The organism is Vibrio echinoideorum (assembly GCF_024347455.1).
In the GTDB taxonomy this organism is placed as follows: Bacteria; Pseudomonadota; Gammaproteobacteria; order Enterobacterales; family Vibrionaceae; genus Vibrio; species Vibrio echinoideorum.
In genome coordinates this window covers 1,481,105-1,495,906 of sequence record NZ_AP025483.1, presented here as the reverse complement: position 1 = coordinate 1,495,906, position 14,802 = coordinate 1,481,105, and the positions used below count along the sequence as shown (strand labels likewise).

At 42.5% G+C, this 14,802-nt stretch carries 10 protein-coding genes; 3 read left to right on the top strand and 7 right to left on the bottom strand.

Annotation, left to right across the window (positions count from 1 at the left end; genetic code table 11):
- Positions 1–541 precede the first annotated feature (541 nt).
- On the bottom strand, positions 542–2,206 hold the full coding sequence (locus OCV36_RS06670) for a GTPase family protein (RefSeq protein WP_135456447.1): 1,665 nt from the start codon (positions 2,204–2,206) through the stop codon (positions 542–544).
- The gene (locus OCV36_RS06665) at positions 2,193–3,305 is read right to left on the bottom strand and encodes a YcjF family protein (RefSeq protein WP_245300920.1); all 1,113 of its coding nucleotides are present in this window, start codon (positions 3,303–3,305) and stop codon (positions 2,193–2,195) included. The genes OCV36_RS06670 and OCV36_RS06665 overlap by 14 nt, the downstream gene beginning before the upstream one ends.
- A gap of 236 nt (positions 3,306–3,541) precedes the next feature.
- Here OCV36_RS06665 and OCV36_RS06660 point away from each other — a divergent pair, with 236 nt between their 5' ends.
- A complete protein-coding gene (locus OCV36_RS06660; RefSeq protein WP_135456449.1) occupies positions 3,542–4,066 on the top strand; it encodes a peptide-methionine (S)-S-oxide reductase in 525 nt (174 codons plus the stop codon).
- 172 nt (positions 4,067–4,238) lie between these two features.
- Here OCV36_RS06660 and OCV36_RS06655 read toward each other — a convergent pair whose 3' ends face one another.
- Both OCV36_RS06655 and OCV36_RS06650 read right to left on the bottom strand, forming a co-directional pair.
- Entirely contained in the window at positions 4,239–5,855 is a 1,617-nt protein-coding gene (locus tag OCV36_RS06655) for a polysaccharide lyase 6 family protein (protein ID WP_135456451.1), read from the bottom strand.
- Positions 5,856–5,940: 85 nt separating this feature from the next.
- Complete coding sequence (locus tag OCV36_RS06650) at positions 5,941–7,713, bottom strand: sodium:solute symporter family transporter (RefSeq protein ID WP_017076723.1); 1,773 nt, start codon at positions 7,711–7,713, stop codon at positions 5,941–5,943.
- 528 nt (positions 7,714–8,241) lie between these two features.
- On the opposite strand from OCV36_RS06650, the gene OCV36_RS06645 reads away from it, so the two are divergent.
- Together OCV36_RS06645 and OCV36_RS06640 are read left to right on the top strand one after the other, a co-directional pair.
- A complete protein-coding gene (locus tag OCV36_RS06645) occupies positions 8,242–8,853 on the top strand; it encodes a toxin-antitoxin system YwqK family antitoxin (RefSeq protein ID WP_017076724.1) in 612 nt (203 codons plus the stop codon).
- 1,130 nt (positions 8,854–9,983) lie between these two features.
- Positions 9,984–10,733 carry an oligogalacturonate-specific porin KdgM family protein gene (locus OCV36_RS06640; protein ID WP_135456453.1) on the top strand — a complete coding sequence of 250 codons (750 nt, stop codon included), beginning with the start codon at positions 9,984–9,986 and terminating at the stop codon, positions 10,731–10,733.
- 163 nt (positions 10,734–10,896) lie between these two features.
- On the opposite strand, the gene OCV36_RS06635 is transcribed toward OCV36_RS06640, so the two are convergent.
- The 3 genes from OCV36_RS06635 to OCV36_RS06625 form a co-directional block, all read right to left on the bottom strand.
- Positions 10,897–11,613 carry a 3'-5' exonuclease gene (locus OCV36_RS06635; RefSeq protein WP_135456455.1) on the bottom strand — a complete coding sequence of 239 codons (717 nt, stop codon included), beginning with the start codon at positions 11,611–11,613 and terminating at the stop codon, positions 10,897–10,899.
- Positions 11,613–13,475 (bottom strand): DUF294 nucleotidyltransferase-like domain-containing protein, encoded by a 1,863-nt coding sequence (locus OCV36_RS06630; protein WP_135456457.1) that lies wholly within the window; start codon positions 13,473–13,475, stop codon positions 11,613–11,615. The genes OCV36_RS06635 and OCV36_RS06630 overlap by 1 nt, the downstream gene beginning before the upstream one ends.
- A gap of 267 nt (positions 13,476–13,742) precedes the next feature.
- The gene (locus tag OCV36_RS06625) at positions 13,743–14,462 is read right to left on the bottom strand and encodes a FadR/GntR family transcriptional regulator (RefSeq protein WP_135456459.1); all 720 of its coding nucleotides are present in this window, start codon (positions 14,460–14,462) and stop codon (positions 13,743–13,745) included.
- Between the last annotated feature and the right edge of the window lie 340 nt (positions 14,463–14,802).

Sequence of the window (14,802 nt, the reverse complement as noted above, 5' to 3'; positions counted from 1 at the left end):
GCATGGGTTATGAAGCTTCTTAAAGACAAAATTAACAGGATTGGCAAAGCTCAAGGGCTCCGCTGGCGCGTGACGCCTAGAGGGTACTACTCTGAAGAAAGGAGAAACGAGAGCTGGTGATCTAAAGTATACCAAGCTAACAAGGTTAGCCATGTGGTTGATTGCCATTTCAGATACATGTTCACAATATATCCCTACGTTGAAATCAAGGTGATCCGAAATTTAAATATAGTGTAATTGTTTTATAAATACAGCGAAAGAAAGTATAAATGTGATCAATATTTAGAATGGCAATTAAATACCATAGCGTGTCATATAAACTGTGAATCCCATCAGTTTATATACTATTAAACTAGTTCGTTGAGTTACTTAATAATATCGAATCTCTTTTAAACTCAATACTTATCTAATAAGGGGCGAAGATGGCTGTTTTCTAAAAAGCTCTCATCTAATAAAGCCAAGCACTAAAAATCGCCGATCTAGAATAGCTAAGTTCTGATGAGCCTCAAGCCCCACCAGAACCGTATTCGCAGTGAATGACTTACTTTTTCTTCACAACTTGCTTGATGGCCATTTCAGCCAGTTTTGGTGTCGCTGCCTTCAATGCACTTGGTGCTACCTTCTTACCGGCCTTCACTACTTTGTTCAGTTGACCTTTAACCGATGTTCCCCGTTTCATTGCCTCCAAACGTTGGCGGTTTCTTTGCACATTATTAGCATCAGCTATGCCTTCGATTAGCATCTGCTTGAGTGCTTCTAAACCAAAAATCGTCTTTTCTGGTGCAATAGCGAGCGGCAACACGATATCAGACTGCAGCAATATATGGTTGTATTCGAGTGCTTGAGCAATGATCTTTGCTTTGGCCGATGTTGGGTTCTCTAAGTCATACGGAGGCTGCCACTCATCAACAGGCTTTAATCGGTCGACCTGATTCACAACCGAAACAACGATTGGCTTCTTGCGTGAGATGTTTTTAGGATCGTCATAAAAAGCATCAAACTTGCCCTTCAATTGCTTATCCAGTTCACGAGCCGATTGATTGGCTTTAAGCACCCAAAGTACCACATCGGCTTGGGTCATCTCTTTAAGCATTAGAGCTTCGGTTTTGGCATTACCATCCAGCCCTTGAAGATCAACCACTCGAACATCATTGTCATCGACAAACGCGTTGTATACGGTTGAAGTGTCGGTTGATGGCAATACATCCACCTCGGCAACGAGCTCCTGCTTGAGCGCATTAATCAGTGACGATTTACCTGAGCTTGTTTGCCCCACCAGCACAATTCTTACTGGCTCTAATTCTGGTGCAAAGCGTTGTTCATCTATTTCAGAAACATCAGACGCTCTTAATGCTTCATCTTCAATGCTGAATCGACCGCTATAGAGATCAATCGCTACCGCAGCCACCTCATCGAGTAAGGCTTGTTTCGCGGCGTATTGCATGTCATCAACCACACCTTTGGTCATGGATGATGTCGCTTGCTCTCGACCTAAATCAGAAATCACTTTCAATGGATTCAAATACAGATTCTTAAGGTGATTGCCCCAGATAGCGGCTTTAACGATCTTCTGCCCTAGCTCACCGTACTTGTCATAGGCTTCGTAGCCCGCTTTGATATAGGAAACCTTAAGATACTCAATTCCCGGTATATGTCCCCGTACCACTAACTTGTATCGTCGGCTCACTTCTTCAAACAGCTTCAGCCCTTCAGGGATTGAAAAATCGAGTGATTTCTTATCAAACTTTTTGGCGACGAACTCAAGTACCTCTAAACCGGTTTGGTCGAGATTACCCCACTCGATGTCGACCATTAACTGTTGTCGTACATGGTGTTTCGAGTCGTTCCAGATTGATAGCTCTGCTTGAGACCATTCATCAGACGCTTTAACCAGCGCATCATTGATGTCTGAATTCTTGGGCGATGCTCCGGCTTCAGGTTGAACGTCACTTTCATCATGTGAAGAAGAGTCGCTATAAGTTGGTTTACGCGAAGAACGGCTAGAAATGAATAAAGGAATGGTGAACACCAAGGTACTCACCGCAATGGCAATCGACATTTCCAATAGGTAGCCATATTTGATCGCCAAGAAAAGACCAAATGCCATCATGATGATGCTCGGGAAGATGGCCGAAATCAGAGCAATGCCCCAACGTCCACTAGACAGAACGGCCAATAATCGAAATAGGTTTCTAATTTTCTTCATAGCCCGACGCCGCCTTACCTTTTTTCAGGGATTCTTTGTAAATATTTTGCATCTCTTTTTCAGAGACTTCTTCGCCTTTGTTCTTATGATAGAAGTAAAAACAGGCCGCGCGACCTAAACCATAGCTGGTACCGAAACTCATGGCGGCGGCTGCAACCGCTCCGACCGTTTGACCATAAACCGGAATCAACTTTATCAGCTGTCGAGTGCCCAGCTTCATTCCGTATTGCAAAGCAAAGCTGCTTCCCAAAGTACCTATCAACTCACTGAAGACTCTCTTGTTCCATTCGACCCCATATTGGTTCGCCAAACTGTGGAGCATTTTCGCTTGAATCGCAGGTACAGACACTAAGCCAACACCCGGAATCAGGTCACTCGCCGCTGCGCTTCCCGCGTACCAAAGCACTTCGTTTTCGACTTGGTCAAAGTTGGCTTCTTCTTGAGTGGAATGTTCTTTGTCTACCACCATCATTCCAATAACAGGAAGGATATTGGTCAACTTTTCTAACAAGATGTCATAGTTGTAAACTGAGCCACTGTTATTACTCAAGTCATCCGTTTCGAAATCCACCGCGACCGATTCCAATCCCTTACCCCAAACCGTTTCTACTTGGTTGATGTTGAATTGAATTTGTCTTGCGCGGTCTATTTCATTGGAAAACAAAACCGCCGTATGAACAAGCAACAAGTGTTTAATCTTCTTTTGTTTCTTAATCTGTTTCAGAGCCGCAAGCACGGAGGATTGCTCAGGCTCATCGGCTTTCATCACCACGACTAACGCATTACCCGCTTGGCCGATCTCTTCTAGATCCTCTTTAGGATCATAATCCGCCTCACCCAACCCTCTGGTATCAAGGAATCGCATTACCGGCTTAATTTGAGGAAACTCATACGACATTGCAGTCATAGTGCATGGAGCAAAGCCATTCCCCACTTCAATAGAGGAATCACCCGTGACCGCTTGAATAAACGATGACTTGCCCGCTCCCGTTTTGCCCAACAGCCACAGTGTCGGCAGATGCTTACGTTGGTATTCCTGAGCCTGTGTGAGGTCTGGATTCTTACTCGGATTGATGAAATCTTTTATTTGATCAAACATGGTTGGCTAACGCTCACTTAATCTTGAAATTCGGGGTGGTGACAACGCAATACTAGCTTATATAATCACAAATCCTATTAGACTTATGTTTGTTCAGTCGCACAGGTTTACAATACCTAAACACTTGTTTTTATGTGCACACTTATTTTGTATACACGCTTTTTTATACGTGCGTGTATCACTATATTGATTCACGCATCGAACGAACAACAAACACAGAGAAGTAAAAGGTAAGTATGGAACAAATCTATTTGGCGGGCGGCTGCTTGTGGGGTGTACAAGAATTTATCAAATACGTTCCGGGTGTCATCAGCACAGAAGCAGGCCGTGCGAATGGAAACTCCGCACAGACACCAATCGATGCCGTAAAAAGCAATACAACAGAAAACGGTACATCAAATAATAGTGACTATGATGGCTACGCGGAGTGTGTCCAGATAGAGTTTGACCCAAGCATCACTTCAGTAACCATTCTAATGGAACATCTGTTTGAGATCATCGACCCATACAGCGTCAATAAACAGGGCGTCGATGTGGGTGAGAAATATCGCACTGGTGTTTACAGCACTAATGCCCTGCACTTAACTGAAGCTGAGCGCTATATTACCTCTCGTGATGATGCAGACCGAATCGCTCTCGAGATCCTGCCATTGACCAGTTATGCCGCCAGTGATGATATCCACCAGCATCACCTTAGCCAGTTCCCTGAAGACCACCACTTGTGCAATGTTCCTTGGGATCTGCTGCATAAGTATAAATAACAGTAGTCACGACGTAAGATTGAGATGGTCAAGACGTAAGATCGATAAAGCCTCAACAGGCATTACCCGTTGAGGCTTTTTAAGTTTTAATGACCCAGACAGCTATCGTAAATTTGTTTGATAGCCCAAACCATTAAGCGTTTAGCGTTTAGCATTTGCATTAGCCAATAAGTTACTTAGTTGTATTCTCAAGGACGTAATCTGGACCCGCTGTTTCAGCCGTCACTAACGCAAGTTTAGACACGTCTGCACCTTCACCTTGATAAGCGTTCATGCCATTAGTGACGGTCATTGCTGGTAACTCAACGGAGTAGCTCGAGATCTGCTCAGATGCTGTCACTTGGCCAACATATGTTTCATTGTCATACGTTGCGTCCACTAACGGATAATCTTCCGTTGCGCGAACACTGACAAACTCTGGAGACTCTGAATTGTCGACAACGTTATTATTAAACGCGATATCAACACCGGCATAAATCTTTTCAACTTCGGCATTATTGAACAGGCTCACACGGTGAGTTTGATTGCCATAGATAATGCCCCACTGTGTATCAACCAATGAGTTGTTCTCGATGGTGATGTTTTTAGGCGTCCACTGTTTGTTAAGCTCTTTACCTTTAACCGACTGATCTAGCTCTTCGCCGTTTGCCACATCAATGATACCCGTATTAATCACGATACCACCACGTAGGTCAGCATTGCCTTCAATTACACCGTCACGTCCACGTGTATTCGCAATGTAGTTATTACGGATAACATGGTCTTCATCATAGATTCGAATGCCACCAGTTAAGTTCTTTTTATTACCTAGAATAATGTTATTTTCAACACTACTTCCTTTACCATGACGCAAAGAAATCAAAGCAGAACTTTCAAAAATTGTATTACCAGAAATTGTGTTGCCACCCGACTTAACTGAGACAAGCTCGCGCTCGCCATCCATGTCGATCATCAAGTTATTCACGAATTTTGAATTGGAATCCCACTGAGAGGATTTTGAATCACCAATACGAAGTGCTTCCCAGCTGTTGCCGTTGTAACGAATCGCTTCTTTGATGTCGAATTCATTAAACTGATTCGGTTTCTGATCCATGAAGATGTTATTAGCAATCAAGTGATTGTCTGCAGAATCATCTTTCTGTACACCAATCAACGTACCGCGCTTTTGTTTGCCTTCAAAGCGGTTGTTGATCACTTTGCCGTCTTTACCCCACAGAGAAACCCACAGGTATCTCGGGTATTCAGAACGACGCTCATCGGGTTGATATTCATAAGCGTGGTTAAAGTAGTAAAAGGTTGAATTCTGTAAAGTGTTGTTGTCGCCCATCATTCGAACGCCGCCAAATCTTTCGTTTGGACCACCTTCGGTAAAGACTAAGCCATCTAGCGTGATGTCATCACCTTTAAGTTCAAACTGAACCAGGCCAGTTAACCATACAGAACCGGCTTGCTCTGCTTTAACGGTAATGTCATTCGCGGTAATAGTTATTTGACCTAAATTCGCGTATTTACCGTTAGGAATAACAACTTCGTCGCCATCTTTTAGGTTTTCAAATTGTGCTTTAAGCGCGGCTACTTGCTCTTCTGATGCAACGTTTATTGTATTGCCATCCACCTCAGTTAAGCGGTCACTACTCAATAAGTAACTACGGTCGATTTCGCTAATAGCAGGCGTAGCTTGTTCAGCGACACTGACTACCGGTGCTGTTTTTTCTTGTGTTGTACAGCCTGTTGCAAAAGCGAGCGTGAACGCGCTAATAATGCTTACCGATAATAGTTTTTTGTTCATCGTACATCTCACGTTAAAGTTTGGATTATAAAAATGACGACCACCCATTTAGGTGGCCGTGATGTTATTTAGGATGCGTATTAAATTAGCCTTCGGCTGGAGTCACTTCGTCTTGTTGCTCGACTTTGTCATCGACTGCTTTAACAAGTAACAGACCAACAGAGAACACAATCAAGCCACACAGAACGAATACCATGCGTCCCCACATTGGGTTTGGCAGTACAAACATAGTCATTACGCCCACACCCGCTACCGCGATAAGTGAACCCAACATACGACGTTGCTTGTTATCCAGTTTCTTCTGTTCATTACTTTCAGCAACTAATGGTGTCGCTAAGTTGTTGAAGAACTTGTCTACGTCTTTCTCACGGTGCGCCGGTAATGGCTTGTAGAACAGCGTTGAAAGAACAAAGAAGCCAGCAGTAAATATGATGTGACCGATAAGACCGATAGCCACTTTTAGGTCAGACCATTCACGGCCTGTCAGTTCATTCAAACCGAACCAGTTTTGGATCATGTCCGCTGTGATAACGAAACCAACGAAGTAAGAAACCACACCACCGACTACTAGCGTGCCCCAGCCAGCCCAATCCGGTGTTTTACGGATAAAGAAGCCACAGAATGCTGGAATCGTCATTGGGAAGCCGATCAACGCGCCCACGTACATCATGGTGTCGAAAAGGCTCAGACCTTTAAGAGAGTTAATGAACAGAGCAACCAAGATGATCGCGATGCCGAAGAAAGTAGACGTTATTTTAGAAACGACCATTAGCTCTTTCTCTGTCGCTTTAGGGCGAAGAATCGGCTCGTAGAAGTTCTTAACAAAAATACCTGAGTTGCGGTTTAGACCAGAGTCCATTGAAGACATAGTTGCTGCAAACATCGCGGCAATCAGAAGACCAACCATACCAACCGGCATGTACTCTTGAACAAAGTAAAGGTAAGCGAAATCAGCGGCTTTGCTGCCGGCTTCAGGGTAAGCAGCGGCTAAATCAACACCTTGACCTGCCATGAACCATGAAGGCATGAACCAAATGATTGGACCCAGTGTCATCAGTACACAGGCAAGTAGTGCCGCTTTACGCGCGTTGTTTGAGTCTTTAGCCGCAAGGTAACGGTAAGAGTTCAGCATATTGTTCGTGATGCTGAACTGCTTCAAGAAGATGAACACTGCCCAGATGCTGAAGATGCTTAGGTAATTAAGGTTATCACCCGTGATAAATGAATCAGTTGGGAAGTCGTTAATGATTTGTGTAACGCCGCCACCGTGGTAAACCGCAACCACTGCACACGTTACTGTCACAGCCATGATAATCACCATCTGCATAAAGTCAGATGCGATTACTGCCCATGAGCCGCCTGTTACTGACATTACCAATACAACCAAACCCGTTAGGATAATCGTTGTCGTCATGTCAAAGCCGAAGATACCCGATGCGATGATCGCAAGGCCGTTCAGCCAGATACCCGCAGAGATAACACTGTTTGGCATGCCCGACCAAGTAAACACTTGCTCATTAACCTTACCAAAACGCATACGAATCGCTTCAATTACCGTCACAACACGCAGTTGGCGGAACTTAGGAGCAAAGTATAGGTAGTTCATCAAGTAACCAAATGCGTTAGCGATGAAGATAATCGCTACTGCAAAGCCATCAGTAAAGGCTTTACCTGCTGCACCGGTAAATGTCCATGCGCTGAACTGGGTCATAAATGCGGTTGCACCTACCATCCACCAAAGCATGTTACCTCCTCCACGGAAGTAATCACTTGTCGTACTTGTAAACGTTCTGAACATCCACCCTATTGCAATTAAGAATAGGAAGTAGATGCCAACTATCAGGGTATTGAGTTCCATCTTGAGACCTTTTATTTATGTTTTTTTGTTAGGTTCACTATAGATAGATGACAAGTACATTTGTACTACAATAACTTAAATGCGTGACGACGATCTTAGACTATTACACACTAATAATCATACAAGTGATCGAGTTCAAAGTTGCACCGTTCGGGAGCGTAATTCATCAAGCCAGTGCAGTCTCTGGCAACCAAAGTCTTTATATTGAGGCAAAATCCCTCTAAATGTGAATTAAATCTCAAAAAAAGATTAAATCATCATTAGAAAATTTTAATCGTAACTAGAAAATCCACGACCAGACATCATAACAAGCATTTCATATAATTTATAAAGATGATTCAACCCAACTCATTTGTATTACAAATATGACAATCTTAACGTCCAATTTCGCTTTAAAAAGTTCCCTTTATTAGACCGTTAATAATGAAAACTTGAAAACCAGTAATAGGTGCTGACAGTTATTCTCGGAAGTGAAATGCTTTTAACACACCGACTACACTTTCCCCCGTCCAATGAAAAGGTGTCATTATGAAGAAATACATCCCAATATTGATTGCTCTTAGTACGATGTCTTCTATGAGTTACGCAGCTACACCGCGTGAAGACGCTGTTGATTATCTACAAATGCGAAAAGGTGTCGCTTATCAAGTCAACCACTCAAAACCATTTACTGGTCAATTTGAAGAGGCATTCGATAACGGCCAAATAGCAACTCAAGCGCAATTCGCTGACGGCCTACAGCTTGGACTAGAAACCAACTGGTATCCGAATGGTCAGATCGCTTCTAAAGTGAATTACGAAAAAGGTGAATTGCAGGGCAAAGCCGAAGCCTGGTATCCCAATGGGCAGAAAAAAGCACAGCTCAATTATGAAGATAATGAATTGTCAGGCGTTGCCTCTCGATGGTATCCAAACGGCGAACAGAGCCTTACTGCTCAATACAGCAAAGGGCAAAAAGATGGGTTGGTAACGGATTATTACCCGAACGGTCACAAGGCCAGTGAGACCAAGTTTGATGACGGTGAAATTGCCAATGGTACATTAACTCGTTGGAATCAGAACGGAGATAAGGTTGAGGAGCTAACCTTTAAAGGCCACAAAATTACGTCCAAACAAGTATGGATGCCGACGCAAAGTTAACCTTTTATAGACTAGACCTACTCCAAGACGCATTCATGTCATCATGCATGAGTGCTTCTTGTCGGTTAGTTCAATAGAGTTTAATAAGCACACAAAATCATCGATATTAATACAACGATATCAACTCCAATGATTCTGGAAATTTAAAAGAACATCCCGCCTCAGTCCTACCACCTACTAACCCATGAATTCAAAGCAAAAAAAACGCCCATGTTGCCTGTATCAACATGAGCGCAAAGACAGATCTTCACTGTCATCTCCTACCTCTCTAAAGGAAAGCAGAAGTTATAATTAGAATAGTTAGGAGCAATAATCAAAATGCTCTTACGAGCATTTCAACGATTTCTTCTTTTGTCATCAGTTTAGAGCGACGGTTCCCAATCGCACCAAAGTCAGACCTATATAGCAGGCTATGTCACTGACTTGCCTACTACACTTCAATCCTTCTCTGTTTGAGGCTTTCAATCACCTCAAGCAAATGCCGAATGCTTTTAAGCTACTTTAAGTTTCAAAATGTCGTAGGTTTTCAAGTGCCGTAGGTTTTAAATCACTACAGCTTTTAAACCACGTTTAGCTTTTGCACCTTTATAACCTTTCATAACCTCTCAACCGCTTAGAGCCTTTAAACCATGTTCGCTTTTAAAGCGTTTTAACTTGTAATCCACTCTTGGAAATTCAGAGATGAACCATCAGTTCACCTATCCACGCTCTACATGAGCATACATTCAACATGTCAAACATATGTATCGCCGCTGAAAGTTAGTAAATAATAATGTATTACAAATAAAAATGGTAATTAAAGATTCGAATTTTTGCTGTAGCGCACATTTATTGACAGAGAAAACTCTATAAATCGACGAGACTGATTTGACAAGTCACTTTAAAACAATGAGTTATATTATAACCCTTACTTTGTAACCCTTTGTAAATAGGGGGTTTATCATGACAACACGATCTAATTCACAGAACCACAGCACTCTAATCGTTAGCATATTTGTATTATTTAAATGCAAATAAATGTTTGGTAATTAAACGATTATCTCTACAACCAAATGCATTAAAGACAAGAACTACTCTATTTGGCTCGAAATTAGGGCCAATACTCAACCTATAAATATGGAACTAATACCATGAATAAAACTAAAATCGTGATTGCTGTGGCATCTGTACTCGCTGCTGGCTCTGTATCTGCGGCGTCTTTCGATATGAGACACGAATACAAGAGTCACACAGATCAACACGCTACTCGTGTAAAACTGGGCGATAGCATTGGCAACTTCCTTGTAGATATCGAAGCAAAATTCAAGGGAGAAGACGGTAAATTCATGGAAGACTTGAAGAATAATGGCTGGGAGCTTGGTCTAAACTACCGTCACGTACTTAACGACAATTGGACGATGACTTACGGTATGCCGATTGAAGGTCGCGAATCTGGCGTTACGTATAAACCTCAAGTTCGTGCAACATACAAAGTGGATAGCATTGACGGTTTAAGCCTAAGTGCTCGTTACCGTTACGATATGAGACAGAACACGAGCAGCTCAGAGTACCAGTTCGATAGTAATGGCGACGTTATCGTTGATAGTGACGGTGTACCAATCACGGTTGATAAAAACGTTTCTAATCAGCGTCGTCATCGTCTAACGGCAAACGTTAACTACTCAATAGAAAACTGGCGTTTCGGTTTTGAAGGTAACTACTACAAAGCTGACGATTACGACATCTACGATAACGATGATACCAACTACGAGTTGAACGCAAGTATTCGCCACATTATGGGTCAATGGGCACCGTATGTAGAATTTGGTGATGTGAGCACTTCTTCAACAAAAGCAACTCGTGAATTACGTAGCCGTGTAGGTCTTACTTACAGCTTCTAAACTGCACCCAATATGAAGAATCTAAGATAATTACTGTCCTAATTTTCTAAGACCTAAACAAAAGCAAGCGCAATCGCTGGCTTTTTTGTACCTTCAAATCTATGCGTTCGTAAATGAACGAGCAGAAAACTTTCTAGCGCTTACTCTAATTCTAGCTCTAACTTTAGTGACTGATCCGATACAAAAATGAAAGTGTCACTTCATCGTTCGGAACCACTCGTTTTTGTTCAGCCAAAAGTAGCTCAGCCGTTGAAACCGCATCGGCTAAGGCATTGTGGCTGTTGTACTCAGGAAGCCCATATCTTCCACGTGTTCCTGCTAGAGTTAAATCCACTTCTTCATGATTACTGATCGCTTTTTCCATCGTCTTTTCAATACGCAATGTATCTAACCAAAGTAAAGGCACCGCCCTCAATCCATAACATCTAAGTAAATATTGGTTAATAAAGGTCTCTTCTACGACACAAGCGTGCGCCACAATAATTTTACCTTTTGCTGCTTCAAAAAAAGTCAGCATTGCATCATGAATCGATGCACCCTCTTCCAACATTTGTGGTGTGATGTGGTTAATGACTGCGGTTTCTGCATTGATCTGAGAATCGTTATTAAGGTAAATATGCTTGGCTGATGCTAAGTCAATTCTCCCCTTAACCACATCAACCCATCCCATGGACAAAATAAGATCTTGTTCGCTATCTAAGCCGGTCGTTTCAAGATCCAACACAATGTAATCGCTGTCTTTAGCTTTATCCGTCATCTCTGGACAAGGTTGTTCAACAAGATCGTGTAACGCTTCTGGCAACTTAACCGTACCCAGATATTGCTTACGCTTGCGTTTAATTCGTTCAAGCGGGTGAAAGTAGTTCAACAAGGCTTTCATTAACGCGCTCCGAAACGAATTTTCGCTGCTTCTTGAAGATCGGCAATGATCCTAAAAGCATCTTTCAAGTGCTTACGTTCAAAGCTACCAAAACTGTCTGGGTTGATGTTGTTATCTGGCACTTCCCCATTCTTTAGGGCTTCGAGCTGATGACCGAAACGGAAAGACAGAATGAACTGATACGCACCAAGGATGTTCTTGAACGCGTCATCACTCAGCATGCCTTTTTCATTGGCTGCAGCAAAGCGTTCATCGGTTGCCGACAAATCACATTCCACCGCTAATCCGTAAATACGCGCAAGATCGATAATCAAGTTGATGGCGTACTTCTTCACATTGAGTGTTTTCTTATTCTCACCCGATTTCTCTAGAACCAAACTGTTGAAGATACCCAGTGGTGGGTTGGTGTTCACCGCATCTTTCACTAGTGTGCTTAAAAACTCACGGTTGCCGCGAATATTTGAATGCAGCTCATCACGAAGAATACCTTCGAACTCGCTGTTACCATAGATAGTACGTATCTCTAAGAAAACACTGATGTTGAGTAAGCGCTCGTATTCAGGGTTTGCTACCCATTTCTTGTAATAGTGCTTCCAAACGCCCAATGGTTGACACCATTTTGGCGTCGCCGCCATGAATTTACCCGGACACAATGGGTAATCACAGCTCGCTAACCCGTTGGTCACCATCATTGCTAGGTGTTTAAAATAAATACGGTCACTGTCGGTTGCATCGTCAGCGAGTACAATCGCACTGTCTTGGTCCGACAACATATGAACTTCGTTACGCGCGTGCGAACCCGCCACGATCCAAGAGAAATCGCAAGGTGGTGGGCCTAACTTATCAATCGCTATCTGAATGAGTCTGCGCGTGTAGGCATCCATAATCATGGTCATTACCTTACCCACCGTTTCAGGTGCCACTTTACCTTCCACCAGCGCTTCAAAAATAGCCTGTCTTTCGGAAGTAAATGAAGACATGGTTTTCACGCTGCCCGCGTATTTAATTTTCTCGATTAAGAAGATCGCTTGAACACGGTGGTTTTGAACCAAGTGAGACGTAGTAAGAAGGCCAACAACTTTGTTTTCTTTTACTACTGGAAGGTTACGAATGTTGAATTGCATCATGATAGATGCGGCATGCAACACGAGATCATCCGGTTTAACCGTCAGTGGAGAGTGCGTCATCACCTCAGAAATCAAGCTATCGGTACTGACACCATGCGCGATGACTCGCTTGGTCATATCTCGATCGGTAATCAAGCCAACAATGGTTTCACCTTCATAGATCACCGCACAGGGCGAACGTTGGTGCAACATTTCAACCGCGACCGATTGAATGGTTTGTTCAGACTTAACGATTGCAACCTGTCCGCTTGCGACTTCTTCAACCTTACGAATGAACAAGCCTTTCTCTTTGTTTGACCACACCACATCGAGTGCCGACTTCAAGCGAACCTGAGCCTGTGACGCAAAATGTTCAGCGCAGCTTGGAAATGCCTTGAACAGCGCTTGAAGTGCCGAGTGTGGAATCACATAAAGTAAGGTGTTTTCGATTGCGATCGCTCTGTAGCCTTTCTCGTCGTTAACTTCAGAATCTAAGAACGTAAAGCCGAACAAATCTTCACTGCCTAAACGCGCACGAAGTACACCGTCTGACTTTCTTTGTTCCATAGAACCGGTTCGAATGATGTAGAGCGACTTTTCTTTACCCGACTCACACAGATCAACCACATCCCCTTTGCCGAGATAAGTGATCTGAACATTAGAGGCAAGTTCACGAAGCGCTTCTTTAGGGATCTTATCGAAAGGGTCTATCTGACCGATAAATTGAAGAATATTTGGCAAAAGAGACTGAGGCATAATCACACTCGCAATAATTTAATTAGTATTATTATATAACCAACAATGTCAGTTGCTAGTGCTTTTAACAAAACAACAAACAATAGGTTAAATATTGGACATTGGTCAGGTTTTCATCAATTTTGGATGTAAAAAAAGCACGTATCAAACGTGCTTTTTTAAATGTGTATCTTATTTGGACAATGATTTTAATCTTGGTTGCCCTAGTTCTTCAAATCTATAGACAAAAACGATTAGAACTTCAGATTTAAAACCTTTTAAAAACAGTTAGCTAGCTATTGGCAATCTATGATTGGTATCTAATAGGTGGCTTGCCGACGCTTGGCGCGCCTTATCACTGTTGCCAGCCATGATTGCTTCATAAATTTGGCGATGCTCGTTAATACACGTACTTCCCTCTTCAGAAGAGTGAGAAATAAAGTTAACAAACATAGTCGTTAAGATATTACCAAATGGCAGGTAAAAGTCGTTACCCGTTGCATTGAAGATAAGGCTATGGAATTTCATATCGATATCTAACCAACTTTCTTGGTTAAACTCTTCAGCACCCGATATTTCTACCATTTGTTGAAAAATACCCGACAATTCAATACGTTGATCAGCGCTAGCGAACTGAGCTGCTAGCGCACACGCTTCAGGTTCAATCGCACGACGTAAACCCAAGAACTGATGGCAGAATTGATCGGTGTCTGCTAATCCATCCATCCATTCAATCAATTGCGGATCTAAAAAGTTCCAGAATGCGCGGTCAACAACGCGAGTACCTATTTTTGGACGAGATTCTAGTAGGCCTTTTGAAGTCAGAAGCTTAACGGCTTCTCTTAATGCCGTTCTACTTATCCCAAATTGCTGACACAACGCCATTTCACCAGGGATAATGGAACCTTGGGGCAATTTGCCCGACAAAACACCACGAGCGATTTCACGTGCAACTTGCACATGAAGGCTTCGCTTAGAGCCTGAAATCGAATTGAAAGAGCCAGCCATGTGTCTACTTACTTATTAGATATGTATTATTTAACGCGGACTATAACACTGATTTATACCTGCACCAACTCAGTATAAGAATAACGTGAGGTCAAGCCTAATATAGTCTAAGGCAATATTTTGTTAATCTTATAAAGATTGACCACACAAACCATAACCAAGCCATTAATTCATACAAATAGTTCTTATTTACACTGATTTTGTATGCGCAAACTCACAAAACCACCTTTACCCCGACTATTAATCTCGTTAATGATCAGTTTTGAGATAGCCACACTTGAATATAGCAAGTGTTATTGTATGATTTATTAACGCAAATAATCTACAATATAGGCGACGC

What these genes read in the sequence shown, in the direction of transcription:
- OCV36_RS06635 (WP_135456455.1), bottom strand. Translation starts at nt 11,613, where the DNA reads ATGAAAGCCTTGTTGAACTACTTTCACCCGCTTGAACGAATTAAACGC.
- OCV36_RS06640 (WP_135456453.1), top strand. Translation starts at nt 9,984, where the DNA reads ATGAATAAAACTAAAATCGTGATTGCTGTGGCATCTGTACTCGCTGCT.
- OCV36_RS06665 (WP_245300920.1), bottom strand. Translation starts at nt 3,305, where the DNA reads ATGTTTGATCAAATAAAAGATTTCATCAATCCGAGTAAGAATCCAGAC.
- OCV36_RS06630 (WP_135456457.1), bottom strand. Translation starts at nt 13,475, where the DNA reads ATGCCTCAGTCTCTTTTGCCAAATATTCTTCAATTTATCGGTCAGATA.
- OCV36_RS06660 (WP_135456449.1), top strand. Translation starts at nt 3,542, where the DNA reads ATGGAACAAATCTATTTGGCGGGCGGCTGCTTGTGGGGTGTACAAGAA.
- OCV36_RS06650 (WP_017076723.1), bottom strand. Translation starts at nt 7,713, where the DNA reads ATGGAACTCAATACCCTGATAGTTGGCATCTACTTCCTATTCTTAATT.
- OCV36_RS06670 (WP_135456447.1), bottom strand. Translation starts at nt 2,206, where the DNA reads ATGAAGAAAATTAGAAACCTATTTCGATTATTGGCCGTTCTGTCTAGT.
- OCV36_RS06645 (WP_017076724.1), top strand. Translation starts at nt 8,242, where the DNA reads ATGAAGAAATACATCCCAATATTGATTGCTCTTAGTACGATGTCTTCT.
- OCV36_RS06655 (WP_135456451.1), bottom strand. Translation starts at nt 5,855, where the DNA reads ATGAACAAAAAACTATTATCGGTAAGCATTATTAGCGCGTTCACGCTC.
- OCV36_RS06625 (WP_135456459.1), bottom strand. Translation starts at nt 14,462, where the DNA reads ATGGCTGGCTCTTTCAATTCGATTTCAGGCTCTAAGCGAAGCCTTCAT.